This window comes from Morganella psychrotolerans (assembly GCF_965118875.1).
GTDB lineage: Bacteria > Pseudomonadota > Gammaproteobacteria > Enterobacterales > Enterobacteriaceae > Morganella > Morganella psychrotolerans_C.
Genome location: NZ_CBCPJD010000002.1, coordinates 377870 through 393248, shown reverse-complemented (window position 1 = coordinate 393248; position 15379 = coordinate 377870). Strand labels below are relative to the sequence as shown.

14 protein-coding genes are annotated in these 15379 nt (G+C 49.8%); 3 read left to right on the top strand and 11 right to left on the bottom strand.

What is annotated here, in order from left to right; genetic code table 11:
* The 10 genes from ACMHKJ_RS05215 to gpt all read right to left on the bottom strand — a co-directional run.
* Positions 1–487: ATPase domain-containing protein (locus ACMHKJ_RS05215; protein WP_413492448.1), on the bottom strand; the 487-nt coding region annotated here is incomplete at its 3' end.
* Positions 488–574: 87 nt separating this feature from the next.
* Positions 575–1096, bottom strand: coding sequence for a nicotinamide-nucleotide amidase (pncC, locus tag ACMHKJ_RS05210; protein WP_413492447.1), 522 nt, complete (start codon positions 1094–1096; stop codon positions 575–577).
* Positions 1097–1108: 12 nt separating this feature from the next.
* Complete coding sequence (gene lplT / locus ACMHKJ_RS05205; protein ID WP_413492446.1) at positions 1109–2305, bottom strand: lysophospholipid transporter LplT; 1197 nt, start codon at positions 2303–2305, stop codon at positions 1109–1111.
* Positions 2302–4455: a bifunctional acyl-ACP--phospholipid O-acyltransferase/long-chain-fatty-acid--ACP ligase gene (gene aas / locus ACMHKJ_RS05200; RefSeq protein ID WP_413492445.1), complete on the bottom strand. Its 2154-nt coding sequence runs from the start codon at positions 4453–4455 to the stop codon at positions 2302–2304. The genes lplT and aas overlap by 4 nt, the downstream gene beginning before the upstream one ends.
* 155 nt (positions 4456–4610) lie before the next feature.
* The gene (aroL, locus tag ACMHKJ_RS05195; RefSeq protein WP_413492444.1) at positions 4611–5144 is read right to left on the bottom strand and encodes a shikimate kinase AroL; all 534 of its coding nucleotides are present in this window, start codon (positions 5142–5144) and stop codon (positions 4611–4613) included.
* 208 nt (positions 5145–5352) lie between these two features.
* Positions 5353–6606, bottom strand: a complete 1254-nt coding sequence (gene proA, locus ACMHKJ_RS05190; protein WP_413492443.1) for a glutamate-5-semialdehyde dehydrogenase — start codon at positions 6604–6606, stop codon at positions 5353–5355.
* 12 nt (positions 6607–6618) lie between these two features.
* Positions 6619–7722 (bottom strand): glutamate 5-kinase, encoded by a 1104-nt coding sequence (gene proB, locus ACMHKJ_RS05185; protein ID WP_413492442.1) that lies wholly within the window; start codon positions 7720–7722, stop codon positions 6619–6621.
* Positions 7723–7815: 93 nt separating this feature from the next.
* Positions 7816–8220, bottom strand: a complete 405-nt coding sequence (gene crl / locus ACMHKJ_RS05180; protein ID WP_413492441.1) for a sigma factor-binding protein Crl — start codon at positions 8218–8220, stop codon at positions 7816–7818.
* Between the two features lie 67 nt (positions 8221–8287).
* A complete protein-coding gene (gene frsA, locus ACMHKJ_RS05175) occupies positions 8288–9535 on the bottom strand; it encodes an esterase FrsA (protein WP_413492440.1) in 1248 nt (415 codons plus the stop codon).
* A gap of 9 nt (positions 9536–9544) precedes the next feature.
* Positions 9545–10003 carry a xanthine phosphoribosyltransferase gene (gene gpt, locus ACMHKJ_RS05170; RefSeq protein ID WP_067367457.1) on the bottom strand — a complete coding sequence of 153 codons (459 nt, stop codon included), beginning with the start codon at positions 10001–10003 and terminating at the stop codon, positions 9545–9547.
* A gap of 267 nt (positions 10004–10270) precedes the next feature.
* Between gpt and pepD the strand changes: the two genes are divergently transcribed.
* Entirely contained in the window at positions 10271–11731 is a 1461-nt protein-coding gene (pepD, locus tag ACMHKJ_RS05165; RefSeq protein WP_413492439.1) for a beta-Ala-His dipeptidase, read from the top strand.
* A gap of 55 nt (positions 11732–11786) precedes the next feature.
* Here the strand turns inward: pepD and dinB are convergent, their stop codons facing one another.
* Positions 11787–12842, bottom strand: a complete 1056-nt coding sequence (gene dinB, locus ACMHKJ_RS05160; protein WP_413492438.1) for a DNA polymerase IV — start codon at positions 12840–12842, stop codon at positions 11787–11789.
* 374 nt (positions 12843–13216) lie between these two features.
* Here dinB and ACMHKJ_RS05155 point away from each other — a divergent pair, with 374 nt between their 5' ends.
* Positions 13217–14026, top strand: a complete 810-nt coding sequence (locus tag ACMHKJ_RS05155; protein WP_413492460.1) for a glycerophosphodiester phosphodiesterase family protein — start codon at positions 13217–13219, stop codon at positions 14024–14026.
* Between the two features lie 298 nt (positions 14027–14324).
* Positions 14325–15206 (top strand): hypothetical protein, encoded by an 882-nt coding sequence (locus ACMHKJ_RS05150; protein WP_413492437.1) that lies wholly within the window; start codon positions 14325–14327, stop codon positions 15204–15206.
* Positions 15207–15379 lie beyond the last annotated feature (173 nt).

The window sequence follows — 15379 nt, the reverse complement described above, 5'->3', positions numbered from 1 at the left end:
AATCACCAATCTCGCCTTCAATTTCAGCTTTTGGTGTCAGTGCGGCAACGGAGTCAACAATAATGACATCAACGGCGCCTGAGCGGGTTAATGCATCACAGATCTCCAGTGCCTGTTCGCCGGTATCCGGCTGGGAACAGAGCAGATTATCAATATCCACGCCCAGTTTTTTCGCGTAGACCGGGTCCAGTGCGTGCTCAGCATCAATAAAGGCACAAATACGGCCCTGGCGCTGTGCAGCAGCAATAACCTGTAATGTCAGTGTGGTTTTACCGGAAGATTCAGGCCCGTAGATTTCAACAATACGCCCCAGCGGTAAGCCACCCGCCCCCAGTGCGACATCAAGTGCCAGAGAACCGGTTGAGATGGTTTCAACATCCATTGAGCGGTCTTCGCCCAGACGCATAATGGAACCTTTACCAAATTGCTTCTCGATTTGACCTAAGGCTGCTGCCAGTGCTTTTTGTTTGTTTTCATCAATAGCCATGTAAACTCCCGTCTCAACCCTGAGACACTGCCCCGGGTTATTAAAATGGTTTGAACGTAATCTGTTGAAACTGATTATACTGTATAGTCATACAGTATCAAGCGATTTTTTTACCAGAATGGCGATTAATCCGTCCAGGCTTTTCAGCACCGCCTGACAGCGCACCGCATTGCGATCACCCTGAAAACAGTACTGACGAGCCGCTGTTTTCAGTTCACCGTTTTCACACCACGCCCAGCCGAACCACACCGTGCCGACCGGTTTATCCACGCTGCCGCCGTCAGGACCGGCAATGCCACTGACGGAAACCGCAAGATCCGCGTCTGCTGTTTTCAGTGCGCCGGCCGCCATCTCACACACCACAGCCTCACTGACTGCTCCGTAAATATCCAGTGTCTGTTCCGACACACCAATCATCGTGTGTTTGGCATCATTACTGTAAGTCACGAATCCCCGCTGAAAATACGCAGAGCTGCCTGCGATATCCGTAATGACCTTGGCTATCCAGCCGCCGGTGCAGGACTCCGCCGTGGTGACACTCAACCCGGCATCAGACAGGTGTTTTCCCAGTTCCGTGCTGCGCTGCGCAAGTATCTGTTCGTCATTCATCAGTCGCTCCCGTTATGAGATCTGTTTTTTACGCCGGATATCCCAGAGCCATAATCCGCCGATAGCCAGTGCAAACAAGCTGCCGAATGTGGCACCAATCACCACAACAGATACCCCTGCTTTTACCGCCAGCGAATAGAGCCCCAGCATAATCAGCATTGCACCGTTTTCACCCAGGTTTTGTACCGCGATGGCATTCCCCGCGCCAACCGTTTCTTTGCCGCGTTTTTGCAATAATGCATTAAGCGGCACCACAAACAGCCCGCCGAAAACACCGAGCAGAATAAGCGTAATATTTGTCGGCACGAGCGATGTCTGAAAAGTAAAGACAATGACCATTACGCCGATCAATATCCCTGCAGGCATACAGCGGCGTACTGTTTCCAGCGTGATAAACCGTGCTGCCAGCCCCGCACCCGCCACAATTCCGACTGCCACCATCGCATTAAGTACGGTCGGCATGGTTTGTCCTGTGATCCCGAGTGCTGACGGTACCCACAAAACCAGCATCAGGCGCAGTGTCACACCCGCTCCCCAGAATAAACTGGTGCCGGTCAGAGAAAAGCGGCTCTCCTGATTCTGCCACAGCGAAATGACAGCACGGATAAATGTGCTCATCATAATGCGCAAATTCCAGCTCTGTGCCATTCTTGCCGGCGGAAGTCGCGGAATATAAAGGTTCGTAACCGCAGCCAGTGCATACATAACCGTACACAGGATAAGCGCCATGCTGATGTGATAATCGGAAAGAAATCCGCCGGTGACCGATCCCAGCAAAATAGCCACAATAGTTGATGCTTCAATCAGTCCGTTCGCCTTAACCAGCTGTTCGCCGGTTGTCAGCTCGCCGAGTATCCCGTATTTAGCCGGTGAATAGGCCGCCGCACCAATCCCGACCATCGCATAGCCCAGGAACGGATCTGACCCGAGGCAGATAACAATTGCACCGATAAGCTTACAGCCGTTAGACATCAGCATTACCCGCCCTTTCGGGAAGCAGTCCGCTATCTGCCCGACAAACGGTGCAAGCACAATAAAGGTCAGCACAAAGACCATTTGCAGCATCGGCTGGCTCCACTCCGGGTAGTTCCGGGCGCTGAGCTGTGCGAGGATCGCAAATAAGATGGCGTTATCGGCAAATGCAGAAATAAACTGTGAGGCTAAAACGGCTTTCATACCTTTATTCAGTAACGGGGCTGATGCTGTCATAGTTCCGGCTCCTGTAATGCCTGCTGTTTGAGCGTCACAAAATCTGGTTTTCCGCTGCCGAGCACCGGCAGTTGCCCGATATAACGGATATCCCTCGGAACCGCCAGTTCAGGTAATCCTTTGGCTTTCGCCTGCGCCAACAGCTGTGTGCGATCCAACCCGCTGTCAGTGGTGAACATTACCAGCGCTTCACCGCGTTTTATATCAGGCCGGGTGACAACCGCGTGCAATTTCCCGGGTGAGACACTCAGTGCCAGTTGCTCAACACTTTCCAGTGAGATCATTTCCCCTGCCAGTTTGGCAAAGCGTTTTACACGGCCACGGATAGTAATAAACCCGTCGGCATCAATACTGACAATATCACCGGTATCATACCAACCTGTCTGTATCTCACCCTGCGCATTTTCAGCCACAGGTGGTTCAATTCGCCCGGGCGCTTCCACCCGCAGATAGCCTTTCATCACGTTCAGCCCGCGGACCTGCAACAATCCGCCGAGCTCAATACCGGCAACCGGCAGCAGGCGGGACTCCATCCCCGGAACCAGACGTCCGACTGTACCGGGGCGGGCTGCCATCGGCGTATTAATAGACACAACAGGCGCACATTCAGTTACCCCGTACCCTTCAAGAATGCGCACGCCGAATTTTTCCTGCCAGACCTGTTTTGTGGCTTCTGCTAATTTTTCAGCCCCGGCTATGACATAACGGACACGGGTAAAATCATAAGGATGAGCAAAGCGGGCGTAATTTGTCAGAAACGTGGATGTGCCGAAAAGAACAGTACAATTCTGATCATAAATCAATTCCGGCACCATCCGGTAATGCAGCGGGCTGGGATAAAGAAAAATCCGGCAGCCGCACAATAACGGCGTAAACAGCCCGGCGGTCAGACCAAAGGCATGGAACAGCGGCAGTGCGGACATAAAACGATCTTTCGGGGTAAAGTCAGCAACCGTCTTAATCTGCTCCACATTGGTCAGCAGAGAATCATGGCTGTGCACCACCCCTTTCGGCGTTCCTTCTGAGCCGGAGGTAAAGAGGATCAATGCATCATCTTCCGGTTTCTGCGGCAGTAATGCAGATTTTGGTATCACCAGCGATTTCATTACCCACAATTTGTCTTTCAGGGTAACCGTCAATTTTGCCTCTTCCAGGTAGATCCAGTTTGCCTCTGTCAGTTGTTCCGGCAGATGCATTAACTTGCCTTTCTCCAGAAACTGGCGGGATGTTATAATCGTTTTTACCCCCGCCGCTTTCATAGCATTACGCAGCCCGGAAACACCGGCGGTATAATTTAATAATGCAGGCACCCGGCGGCGCATAGATGCCCCGAGAATAGCTGCCGCCATGACAGTCGCGTTCGGTAACAGAAAGCCGGTCCGCTCCCCTTCGGTTGTACAGTGGCTGATAATGCAGCTCAGCCCGAGCGATTTTTTTAATAATCCCTGATAACTGTCTTCACTGAAATTGATATCATCAATACAACGCTGAAAACGCCCGTAGCGATTGACCGCACCCAGAAATGCCTGCGGCAGTGTCTGTGAAGGACGGCACGCCATACGTGCCTCCATCATAATATCCCGCAGACGCTCGCCCGCCAGACGGCGGCGTTCAGCGGCGCGCGGGGCAACCGGCATCGGGATTTCCGTTGCCGGCAGAATATGAATGGTAATTTTAGGGAAAAGATGGGTTTTGATGACCTTGCGCATCCGGCTTAAATAAGTCAGTTCCGCGCCATCTATCCGCACCGGAATTATTTTTGCGCCGGTTTTGGCAGCAACAAACGCCGCGCCATCATAGATTTTCATCAGGGAATCCGTGATAGTCACCCGGCCCTCCGGGAAAATGACAATCTGACGACCTTTTTCTATTTCACGGATCAAATGCCGCAATGCTAACGGGTTGCGCGGATCAACCGGCACAATGTCAGCAATGGGTTTTAAACAGCGGATTAAAAGGGGCGTGGCGTAATTGGTGTACATCGCGAACACCGGACGTGTGGGTAAAAAAAGCCCCAGCAGAACACCATCAATAAAAGAAGCATGATTCGGAGTGATAACACTTCGTGGTTGATTAAGATTACTCAGGTCACCGGTGACACGAATGCGGAATAATCCACGAAGCAACGCACGCAATACATTCATCAACATACTGAATTCCCTGTGTATTTATTGTTCCGCTAATGATTCAGGCGGCAGATTTCACAATAATACCACACCGGATTGATTAACCGGCTGACAGAACTAAGTAAAATATCAATTATTCGGAAATTATCACTTAACACTTATCTCTCTGCCGGTAAGCATTATACCGCGGTATGAATACGGCTGCAGATGTGTCCGATAAGCTCAGGGATGGGGCGGGTGGCGTCAACAACAATATCAGCACATTCCAGGTAAAGCGGTTCGCGTTTTTGCAGAACTTCCGCCATTTCCCCGACAATGCATTTACCTGTCAGACTCGGGCGCTGATGTGCCTGTGGTGTGTGTGACAAACGTTCAGCCAGGACTTCAGCTGTCGCGCGCAGATACACAACCCAGCCGGTTGATTGCATAAACGCCCGGTTTTCCGGTGCCATCACAATACCGCCGCCGGTAGAAACAAGGTGCTGCGGCTGGCTGACCTGTCGCAGTACATCGCTTTCCAGCTCACGAAAACAATCCCAGCCGGAGCGCTCAACCAGTTCAGCGATAGACATCCGGCACAGCTGCGTCACGCGCGCATCGGTGTCAATAAAATCGTACAGTAATGCGTGTGACAATGGTTTGCCCAGCGTCGTTTTACCTGCTCCGCGGGCACCGATAAGATAAATAATTGGTTTTTTATCCTGATGATTCATAAGTATCCGATTTACCCCGCCAGGTGTTCATAATATTTTACATAAGTGTAAATTACAATGACCTATCATAGCGTACTCAGACAAAAAGCAAAAGCAGCATCCGCTCACCCACGGATGCCGTTGATACATTCACCTGTGTCATTGACCATACCAATACCACCCCGCCGTATTAAGAACCGGTATCATGAACGGGTGCTATTAACGGGCGTTATGAACGAATAGTATGATCGCCGGTGCCAATCCATTTGTACGTCGTCAGTGCCGTCAGTCCCATAGGCCCGCGGGCATGCAGTTTCTGGGTACTGACTGCAACCTCTGCGCCCAGACCAAACTGACCGCCATCGGTGAAGCGCGTACTGGCATTCACATAGACAGCAGATGAATCAATGCCTGCCACAAAATAATCCGCCTGTGACATCGATTGTGTCAGGATCGATTCTGAATGCTGTGTACCGTAATGACGGATATGGTCAATCGCACTGTCAATATCCGCAACCACCACCACATTCAGATCCAGTGACAGCCACTCATCCGATAACTGTGCATCTGTCACAACAATCACTTGCGCCGCGCCGTCCTTCAGCAGCGGCAGAGATAGCGGACAGGCATGCAGTGTGACGGCGTTCGCGGCCATTTTTTCACTCAAAAGCGGTAAAAATTCAGCAGCAATTTTTTCATGTACCAGTAATGTTTCCACTGCATTACAGACACCCGGACGCTGCACTTTGGCATTTTCGATGACCGGCAGTGCTTTGTGTAAATCCGCACTCTCATCCACAAAAATATGGCACACGCCAATCCCGCCGGTGATAACCGGAATGGTTGATTGTTCGCGGCACAGGCGGTGCAATCCGGCACCTCCGCGCGGGATCAGAATATCCACGTAGCGATCCATCTTCAGTAATTCAGTGACCAGTGCGCGATCAGGATCGTCAATCGCCTGAATTGCCGCAGCCGGCAGCCCGCATTCACTGAGTGCCTGCTGAATAACACGGACTGTCGCCACATTGGTGTTATGCGTTTCTTTGCCGCCGCGCAAAATAACGGCATTGCCGGTTTTCAGGCATAAAGAGGCGACATCGACGGTGACATTCGGGCGGGCTTCATAAATTACCGCCACCACGCCGAGTGGTGTACGGCGACGCTCAAGACGCAGCCCGCTGTCAAGCACACCGCCGTCGATAACTTCACCAACCGGATCTGCCAGCAGGCAAACTTTGCGCACGTCAGCCGCAATACTTTCCAGACGCACCTGTGTCAGCAGCAGCCTGTCCAGCATTGCGGCTGACGTGCCCTGTTCACGCGCGTTGGCAATATCAATCTTATTGGCAGCAAGGATAGGCGCACTGTTCTGCTCCAGAAGATCAGCAATGCGGGTCAGCGCCTGATTTTTTTGTTTTCCTGACAGCTGAGCCAGCACCCGGGACGCAGCCTGCGCCGCTTTTCCTGTTTGTTCTAACATACGGTTATATCCTTAACTGACAATCATATCGTCGCGATGAACAGCCACTGCGCCGTATTCATAGCCTAAAATAGTATTTATTTCCTGTGAATGACGTCCGGCGATCAGGCGCAGTGCATCACTGTTATAACGGCTGACGCCGTGAGCAAGATCCCGCCCGCTTAATGTGCGGATACGGACAACCTCACCCCGGGAGAAATTCCCGTTTACGGTTTTAATGCCTTTTGGTAACAGCGAGCTGCCGTTATCTTTCAGTGCCGTTTCCGCACCGTCATCCACAATAATTTCCCCGGCCGGTGGTGCGCCGAAGATCCATTGTTTGCGGGCTTCCATCGGCGCTTTTTTACCGAAGAAACGGGTGCCGACAGGAACATCATCAATGACATCACAAATCACACCGGCGCGATCGCCTGCCGCAATAATGACATCAATGCCTGCACGACCTGCGACAGTCGCCGCCTGAAGTTTGGTTGCCATGCCGCCGGTGCCCAGACCGGTGACGCTGTCGCCTGCCACGCCGCGTAATTCATCACTGATTTCATGGACTTCAGAAATCAGGGTAGCATCAGGGTTACTGCGCGGATCGGCGGTATACAGCCCTTCAATGTCGGTCAGCAGAAGGAGCTTATCCGCTCCGCCTAAAATCGCTGCCAGTGCAGAGAGATTGTCATTATCACCGACTTTGATTTCAGCCGTTGCCACCGCATCGTTTTCATTGATAACCGGCACAATACCGTTATCAAGCAGCGCGGTCAGTGTATCGCGGGCATTAAGAAAACGCTCGCGATCTTCCATATCAGCCCGGGTCAGAAGCATCTGCCCGATGTTTATCCCGTAAATAGAGAAAAGCCGCTCCCATAACTGGATAAGGCGGCTCTGCCCGACCGCCGCAAGCAACTGTTTGGACGCAATAGTGGCGGGGAGTTCGGGGTAACCAAGGTGTTCACGACCCGCGGCAATTGCCCCGGAGGTCACAATAATAATACGGTGCCCTTTTTCATATTGCTGAGCGCACTGGCGGACTAATTCAACAATCCGTGCCTGATTTAAATGTCGTGATCCACCGGTCAGCACACTCGTGCCCAGTTTTACAACCAGCGTTTGGCTGCTATTCATTGCGTTCTACCATTATTTAGCGGGATAAAAAAAGATGATCTGTTTTAACAGGTGGCGCGCGCTATGCCAACAGGCATAACGCAGATCCGGAAATTATTCCGGTAATTTAACGGGGGGAGGCGTTTCCGGTGACGGAGTGAGAGTCAGACCCAGCTCACAGAGAGCTGCATTCAGACGGGGATGAAAAGTCGTCAGTGTTTTACAGACCGTATCATGCGTCTCTTTACGGGACAGTTTATTTTCCTGCCAGTGACCGGCTTTATCAAATATCCCGAGGCGGTATTCAGAGACAAAGCCCTGTTCCTGCGGGGTGAGCATAAGCCACCAGCCATAAAACTCCCGCTTTTCCGGAGTGGCATCTGCGTTGACACACACTGCCAGACAGTCAAAAAAGTAGTGTCCGTCCTGACACTGTGGTTCACGGATGTACGGACCCAAAGCGGTAAAACACCGCAGCAATTTACCGCGCGTATAATCTGAAACCAGTGCCGACATCATTAAGCCTCCTTTCAGTGGAGGCTTATTTGTAGCAAACAGACAGGAATTATCAATGGCTTTATGCTGTTCAGCTCAAAATTTTGGTCAGCCAGCGCGTAGTTTCATCTAATGATTGATGGAATGTATCGAAAACCGGCGTGCTGCCAAGCTCCAGTAATTTTCCGTCTGACGATGAACGGACGATAAGCTCTGATTCACTTTTCGGGCTGAATACATCATCCTTCCAGCACACGCTCATCATCGGCAGTGTGCAGCGGCGACCAAGAAGCCCCTGATTTTTCAGCGATAAACAACTCAGGCGGCTGCGGATAGTATCGAGTTCAACACAGCGCTCCGCCGCACGGCTTGCCAGCACATCCATATACATGCGCGGTACCATTTCCTGGCGCTCCGGATTAACAAACAGATCATGCACAACCGGTCCGAGCAGTGCCGCACCTCTGAGCTGATGCGCGGACAGATACGCCAGCCGCACCGCCACATTTGCACCGAAACGCAGACCCACAACCGCAACACGGGTGTGATCAATCCACGGCACATTGCGCAGTTGCTCCAACACCTGCTGATGCATCAGGCTGCTTTCCTGGCTTAATGATTGTTTTGATGAATAGCCGACCGACGGCATATCCAGCGTGAGCAATGCAATTCCCTGCGGCGCCAGATAGTCACGGAAATAACGGCAGTAATCACTTTGCAGATTGTCCAGACTGCCACACAGCATAACGGTCGGAAATGCACCGGTATCAGATTGGGGAAGATGCAGGAAGGCGCTGATATTACCGCCGCTTTCCATTTTGAATTCGATTTTTTTCAGTTCATAACCGGCAAACCGGGCGGAATTTTCATACGCCTGATTTGCCAGAACAGTTGCCTGCTCAGCCAGCTCATCCCCTTTTAAATGAGGATATCCCGCAATACTGTAAAGATTTGCGGCACACAGCCAGGCATCACAGGCTTTTTCACCGGACTCAAATTCCAGCGCTTTGCGCTGCCATAACATGGCCTGCTGAGACCATTCATAAGCCCAGTTTCCCCGGCGGTAGCCAATCACCGTATCCAGCAGTAAATCATCACTGCGGGGTGCGTCAGATGCGGCAATCCGGCTCAGAACTTCTTCTGTTTCCAGCGGCGGAACGCCCCGCCAGATCCACATTAAGCGATTAATCATGCGATACCAGCCCGGATGGGTGCATCCGCTCAGCACGCTGCCTTTTACCGTCCGGACACCGGCATCTTTAAAAGTAACCAGTGTGGAGGTTTCGCTGTGTTTAATTTTAGGCTTAAAAAGTTTCTCTGACAGGTTCTGTTGTGTCATGGCATTCGCTTACTGATCGCAGATTGGTTTAACAAAGCTGACGGTCATATCCCAGGGCTGCTCAATCCAGGTATCCTGAGGGATATCCACCACGTAATCATCAACCAGCGGCTGACCGGCTGGTTTCGCGAAAATCGTGACAAAATGCGCTTTCGGATACATATCGCGGATCACCTGAGCGGTACCGCCGGTATCCACGAGGTCATCAATGATGATAAATCCTTCGCCGTCACCGTCTGCTTTTTTCATGACTTTCATTTCGCGCTGATGATCGTGATCATAGCTTGAAATGCAGACAGTATCCACATGGCGGATACCCAGTTCACGGGCGAGTAACGCCCCCGGTACCAGTCCACCACGGCTGACGGCAATAATGCCTTTCCATTGTTCGACAGGCATTAAACGTTGTGCCAGCTTACGGGCATGCATTTGCAACATATCCCACGTTACGACGTATTTTTCGCTCATATCAATTTGATCCCGGCATGATGATTTACAGAAAAGAGTCTTTTTTTGCGGAAAAAAGGTTGCGCAGAATTATAGTGATTTGAGTCGCTAAAGACCAGCGTAACCGACGAATTGATGATAATTCGCTGAGCAAGACACGCACTTCCTGAAAGAATTTGCTATTCTCAGGCATCGGATATTTGCGACCGCTCAATTTAAACAGCGTAACCGGCCGCCTTCAGGTATCCTCATCCTAATAATGAAAAATGCAGTAACAGGAGATCGAACGTGTCTGAACTATCACAATTATTTCCGCAACCGCTGTGGGATATTTTTGCCAAAATCTGTTCTATACCACATCCGTCACACCATGAAGAGCAACTTGCTGCACATATTATTGAGTGGGCAAAAGAAAAAGAATTTCATGTGGAGCGTGACAGCGTCGGCAATATTCTGATCCGCAAACCCGCCACAAAAGGACTGGAAAACCGGAAAGCCGTTGTATTGCAGGCTCACCTGGATATGGTTCCGCAAAAAAATAATGATACTGATCACGATTTCGAAAAAGATCCGATTCAGCCTTATATTGACGGCGACTGGGTTACCGCGAAAGGCACCACATTAGGCGCAGATAACGGTGTGGGCATGGCTTCCGCGCTGGCGGTTCTGGCTGATGATTCAGTCAAACACGGCCCGCTGGAAGTCCTGCTGACCATGACAGAAGAAACCGGAATGGATGGCGCATTCGGTCTTCAGCCGGGCTGGTTACAGGCGGACATTCTGATTAACACCGACTCCGAAGAAGAAGGTGAAATCTATATGGGTTGTGCGGGCGGTATTGATGTTACCACCACGATGGCGCTGACCCGGGAAGCAGTTCCTGCCGGTTACAAAACCTTTACCCTGACACTCAAAGGGCTGAAAGGCGGGCATTCAGGCGGAGATGTACATCTCGGTCTGGGCAATGCCAACAAATTACTGGCCCGTTTCTTCGCCGGTCACGGTACAGAACTTCAGGCACGTCTCATTGATTTTCAGGGCGGAACACTGCGCAATGCTATCCCGCGCGAAGGCTATATCACGCTGGCAATTCCTGCAGATAACAGTGCAAAACTGGAAACGCTGAGAGCTGATTTTGAAAACCTGCTCAAAGATGAGCTTGCACAGAAAGAGAAAAATCTTCAGGTCACACTGACTGCGGCAGAGACAACACAGGGCGCACTGACAGCTGATGTACAGCGTCGTCTTATCAATATGCTGAATGTTATGCCGAACGGTGTTATCCGCATGAGTGATGTGGTGCAGGGTGTTGTTGAGACCTCACTGAACGTCGGCGTGATCAATATGAACAATGATCGTGCGCAGATCATCTGTCTGGTTCGTTCTCTGATCGAATCCGGTAAATCCAATGTGGTCAGCATGCTGACATCACTGGCAGACCTCAGCGGGGCGCAGATTGTTGCTGAAGGCGGCTATCCGGGCTGGCAGCCGGATGCAAACTCTCCGGTGATGCATCTGGTCAGCGAAACATATCAGCAACTGTTTGATAAAACACCGAATGTCATGGTTATCCATGCCGGCCTTGAGTGCGGTTTATTCAAAAAACCGTATCCGGATATGGACATGGTTTCTATCGGGCCGACCATTACCGGCGCTCACTCACCGGATGAGCAGGTACACATTAAGAGTGTCGGACAGTACTGGCAATTACTGACCGCTATCTTAAAAGCGATCCCTGAAAAAGCGTAATTACGTTATTCAGTTAACCGGCGGTGATGCAAATCCCGCCGGTTTTTTATTGCGCTCAGAATCCCAGTACCAGCTGGCGCTCAACCTGTGGATCGCGCAGTGCCACATGCAGCCCCACCAGACGGACGCCGCGCCCTTCCCGGCGGCCTCCCCATGCGAGCTCTGCTGTTTTCAGTAAATCCTGTTTATCCAATACCTGATAAACATGTTCCTGCGTCGTTTGCTGAAAATCAGAAAACTTGAGTTTGACGCCCTGACGGGCAATAAGCAGATCGGGTGAAACCTTGATTAAACGCCGTTCCAGCTCAGGAAACAGCTCATCAACAATAGCCCGGCACTCATCCCACGATGCAATATCCTGCGCCAGCGTCCGCTCCACACCAACAGATTTTCGCTCCCGGTCCGGGCAGACAGGTCGCTCATCGATGCCGTGGCAGCGCTGCCAGAGGATCTGCCCGAATTTACCAAACTGCTTAATCAGGCTTATCTGATCATAACGCTGAACATCCCGGCAGGTCTCCAGACCCAGATCAGCAAGGCGTTTCGCCGTCACCTTCCCCACTCCGGGAATTTTACGCAGCGGCAATGACAATACAAAACCGGCGACCTGCTCCGGGGGAATAATATACTGCCCGTCCGGTTTATTCAGATCAGACGCGATTTTCGCCAGAAATTTCATGGGTGCCACACCCGCAGATGCGGTCAGACCCAGCTCACTGAAAATCGTCCGGCGGATATCTTCAGCCATACGTGTTGCCGAGCCGCAATGCAGCGGGCTGTCAGAGACATCAAGATAGGCTTCATCGAGTGAGAGGGGTTCGATCAGAGGAGTATAGCGGGAAAAAATATCGTGCAGCTGCCCCGATGTCGTTTTATACAAAGACATACGCCCCGGGATCACCTTCAGTTGCGGACATAACATCAGTGCTTTCGCCGTTGACATAGCACTGTGTACCCCGAAACGCCGTGCCGGATAATTGGCGGTTGCAATCACGCCGCGCCGGTCAGAGCTGCCACCGATAGCCAGCGGGACGTCACGCAGCGCGGGATTATCGCGCATTTCAATTGCCGCATAAAAGCAATCCATATCAATATGAATGATTTTACGCACCGGCTCTCTCCTGAATAATAACAACACTGTTTAAATATACAGTAATATTATTTTAATTCAAACTATACTCTTATTCATATATACCCAACGTCATTCAAGATGTAGGCAGGCGGCAAAGGAAGATAGCCGGGGAGCATAGATAAACTATGTGACCTGGCGAGCGTAGCGCAGCCAACGAACCTGCGGTTTGAATGAATAAGGGTATAGTCAATAGCAGGGTTTAAATCTGAAAGTTTAGCCGTTTTTTTTGTGATTACATCCGGTTGTCATGTTGCCCTGATAAAACAACAACGTGACACATAAACAGGCCTACTTCTTCTGACGGATGGATTATGAAAAAACTATTTTCTGCTCTTTTTCTGAGTTGCATCACCATGACAACCTTTGCCGCACCACAAATTATTGCTCACCGCGGAGCGACAGCTGACGCACCTGAAAATACCCTGTATGCCATTGATAAAGCGCTGAATAACCATGCAGATGCTATCTGGGTAACCCTTCAGTTATCAAAAGACAACCAGGTTGTGTTATACCGCCCGTCAGATCTGACAACACTGACAGATAAAGCGGGTCCGGTTTCCCGCTATACTGCGGCAGAACTGGCCGGAGCTGATGCCGCCCGTGATTATAATCAAAAAAATAATACAAAAATTAATGCAACTATCCCTACGCTGGATACCGTACTCAGCCGCTATCCGGATACCCTCTTTTATCTGGATATTAAATCCCCTGATGCAGCACCCGCCATTTTTGCCCGCCAACTGGATGACGTACTGACGCGTCATCAGGCAAAACAACGGATCCGTGTCTATTCCACCAATCCGGACTATCTTACCGCCCTTCCTGATTCCGTTCCTGTATTTGAAAGCCGGGATACCACGCGGAATGCACTCGCCGGCAGCCTGATAACACACACTTGTGATATCGGCGCACAAGCACAACCACGCTGGTATGGATTTGAATTACATCGCAAAATTGAAGTCGTTGAGACCTTTACCCTTGGTGAGGCGCGTTCACCAGCGATACTTACCTGGGATAAAACAGCAGCGGATTGCTTCAGAAAGAATGGCAAAAACAGTATTATTTTATTCGGTATTAAAACACCGGCAGATTTAACATTAGCAACCGAATTAGGTGCAGATGCCGTGATGGTCGACTCACTGCTCAACCTGAAACAGAAATAATTCTTTATCGTAATACCATTCAGTTAATTAAATAATTTTAATAAATAAGGATGGGATGTTATAAATAACTAATTCCATTCTTATTTATTATCCTCTATCCCGATCATATATTTATTCATTTACATTTATATCCTTATTCATTCAAGCTATAGATTAGTCAGCGAAACTCAGCCAGGCTGCATCCTGAATGACGCCGGGCATATACTCACTTTATTTTCATAATTAAAAATCGTTAATTATATTAATTTATTTATCCGGAAACTTTTGTTATAACTATAAGAAACATCCGGGGGATAGTATGGTGATGAAATATAAATTAGGTCTGTCAATTCCACCAAAAATTACCCTTACTTTTTACATGGGATTAATGCTCTCTTTATTAAGCAATTACGCTTATGCTGATTGTGCTGTTTATCCGGCTGAAGCCAGACGCAGTAATTTAATTATTCTGGGTGCCGGAATAATTAACGGGCCGGTAAAATCCATCACTACAACGACCAACTCACCCGATAAAAAAAATAATATTATTATCCGTGGTCAGTATGATCTGAGCCCCTGTGGCGATCTTGATTATTTTTTATTTGAAATAACAGAAGGCTATGCCGGGTTACAGAACAGGATGCGTTCTGAAGGACATCATAATGACTGGGGGTATCAGTTATTATTTACCTCTGAGCTTATTAAGCCCGGAGATAAAAACGTCACACTCGTCAATGCAAACAGCCGTCTTTTATATAATCAGCAAAAACAGATAACACAGGCAACAGCCCAAAATGACAATGGTGGAAACACACCGGTATCACAACAGAGTACCGAATTTTTTTACGAAAACGGACTGGTAACACGAGCAGTGACACAAAGTAGTACACCGGATGAAAAAGGCGAAATTCTGTATGACTGGAACGACGATCACCAGATAAATGCCATCATCTCTCAGACCGACGGGTTACCTCAACTCAATTATGAGTTTACGTATAATGACAACAGACAGGTTATCAGACAGACCCAGACACAACACTCACCACTGGGTCTGGTGAAATCAATCTATCTCTGTCAGCAACTTGATGCATACGGAAACTGTGAAAAAGCACTCTGGCAGAGCGTCTCGGAAGGCAACAAAGCGAATAATCTGATCGTTATTAATACGGCAATAGTGACATCTGTCTACACCTACTACTGATAAGGATACTCTGACCCCGCCAATCCGCAAACGACCTGTCTGCGGATAACCTGTCAACTTATGACCTGTGAACTGATGATCCTGTAAACTAATGTCACTGTAAACTAATTCTCGGATAAACTAATTCCCGGATAAACTAATAGCAAAAAAGCGCCGGAGCGCCTTTTTGTACT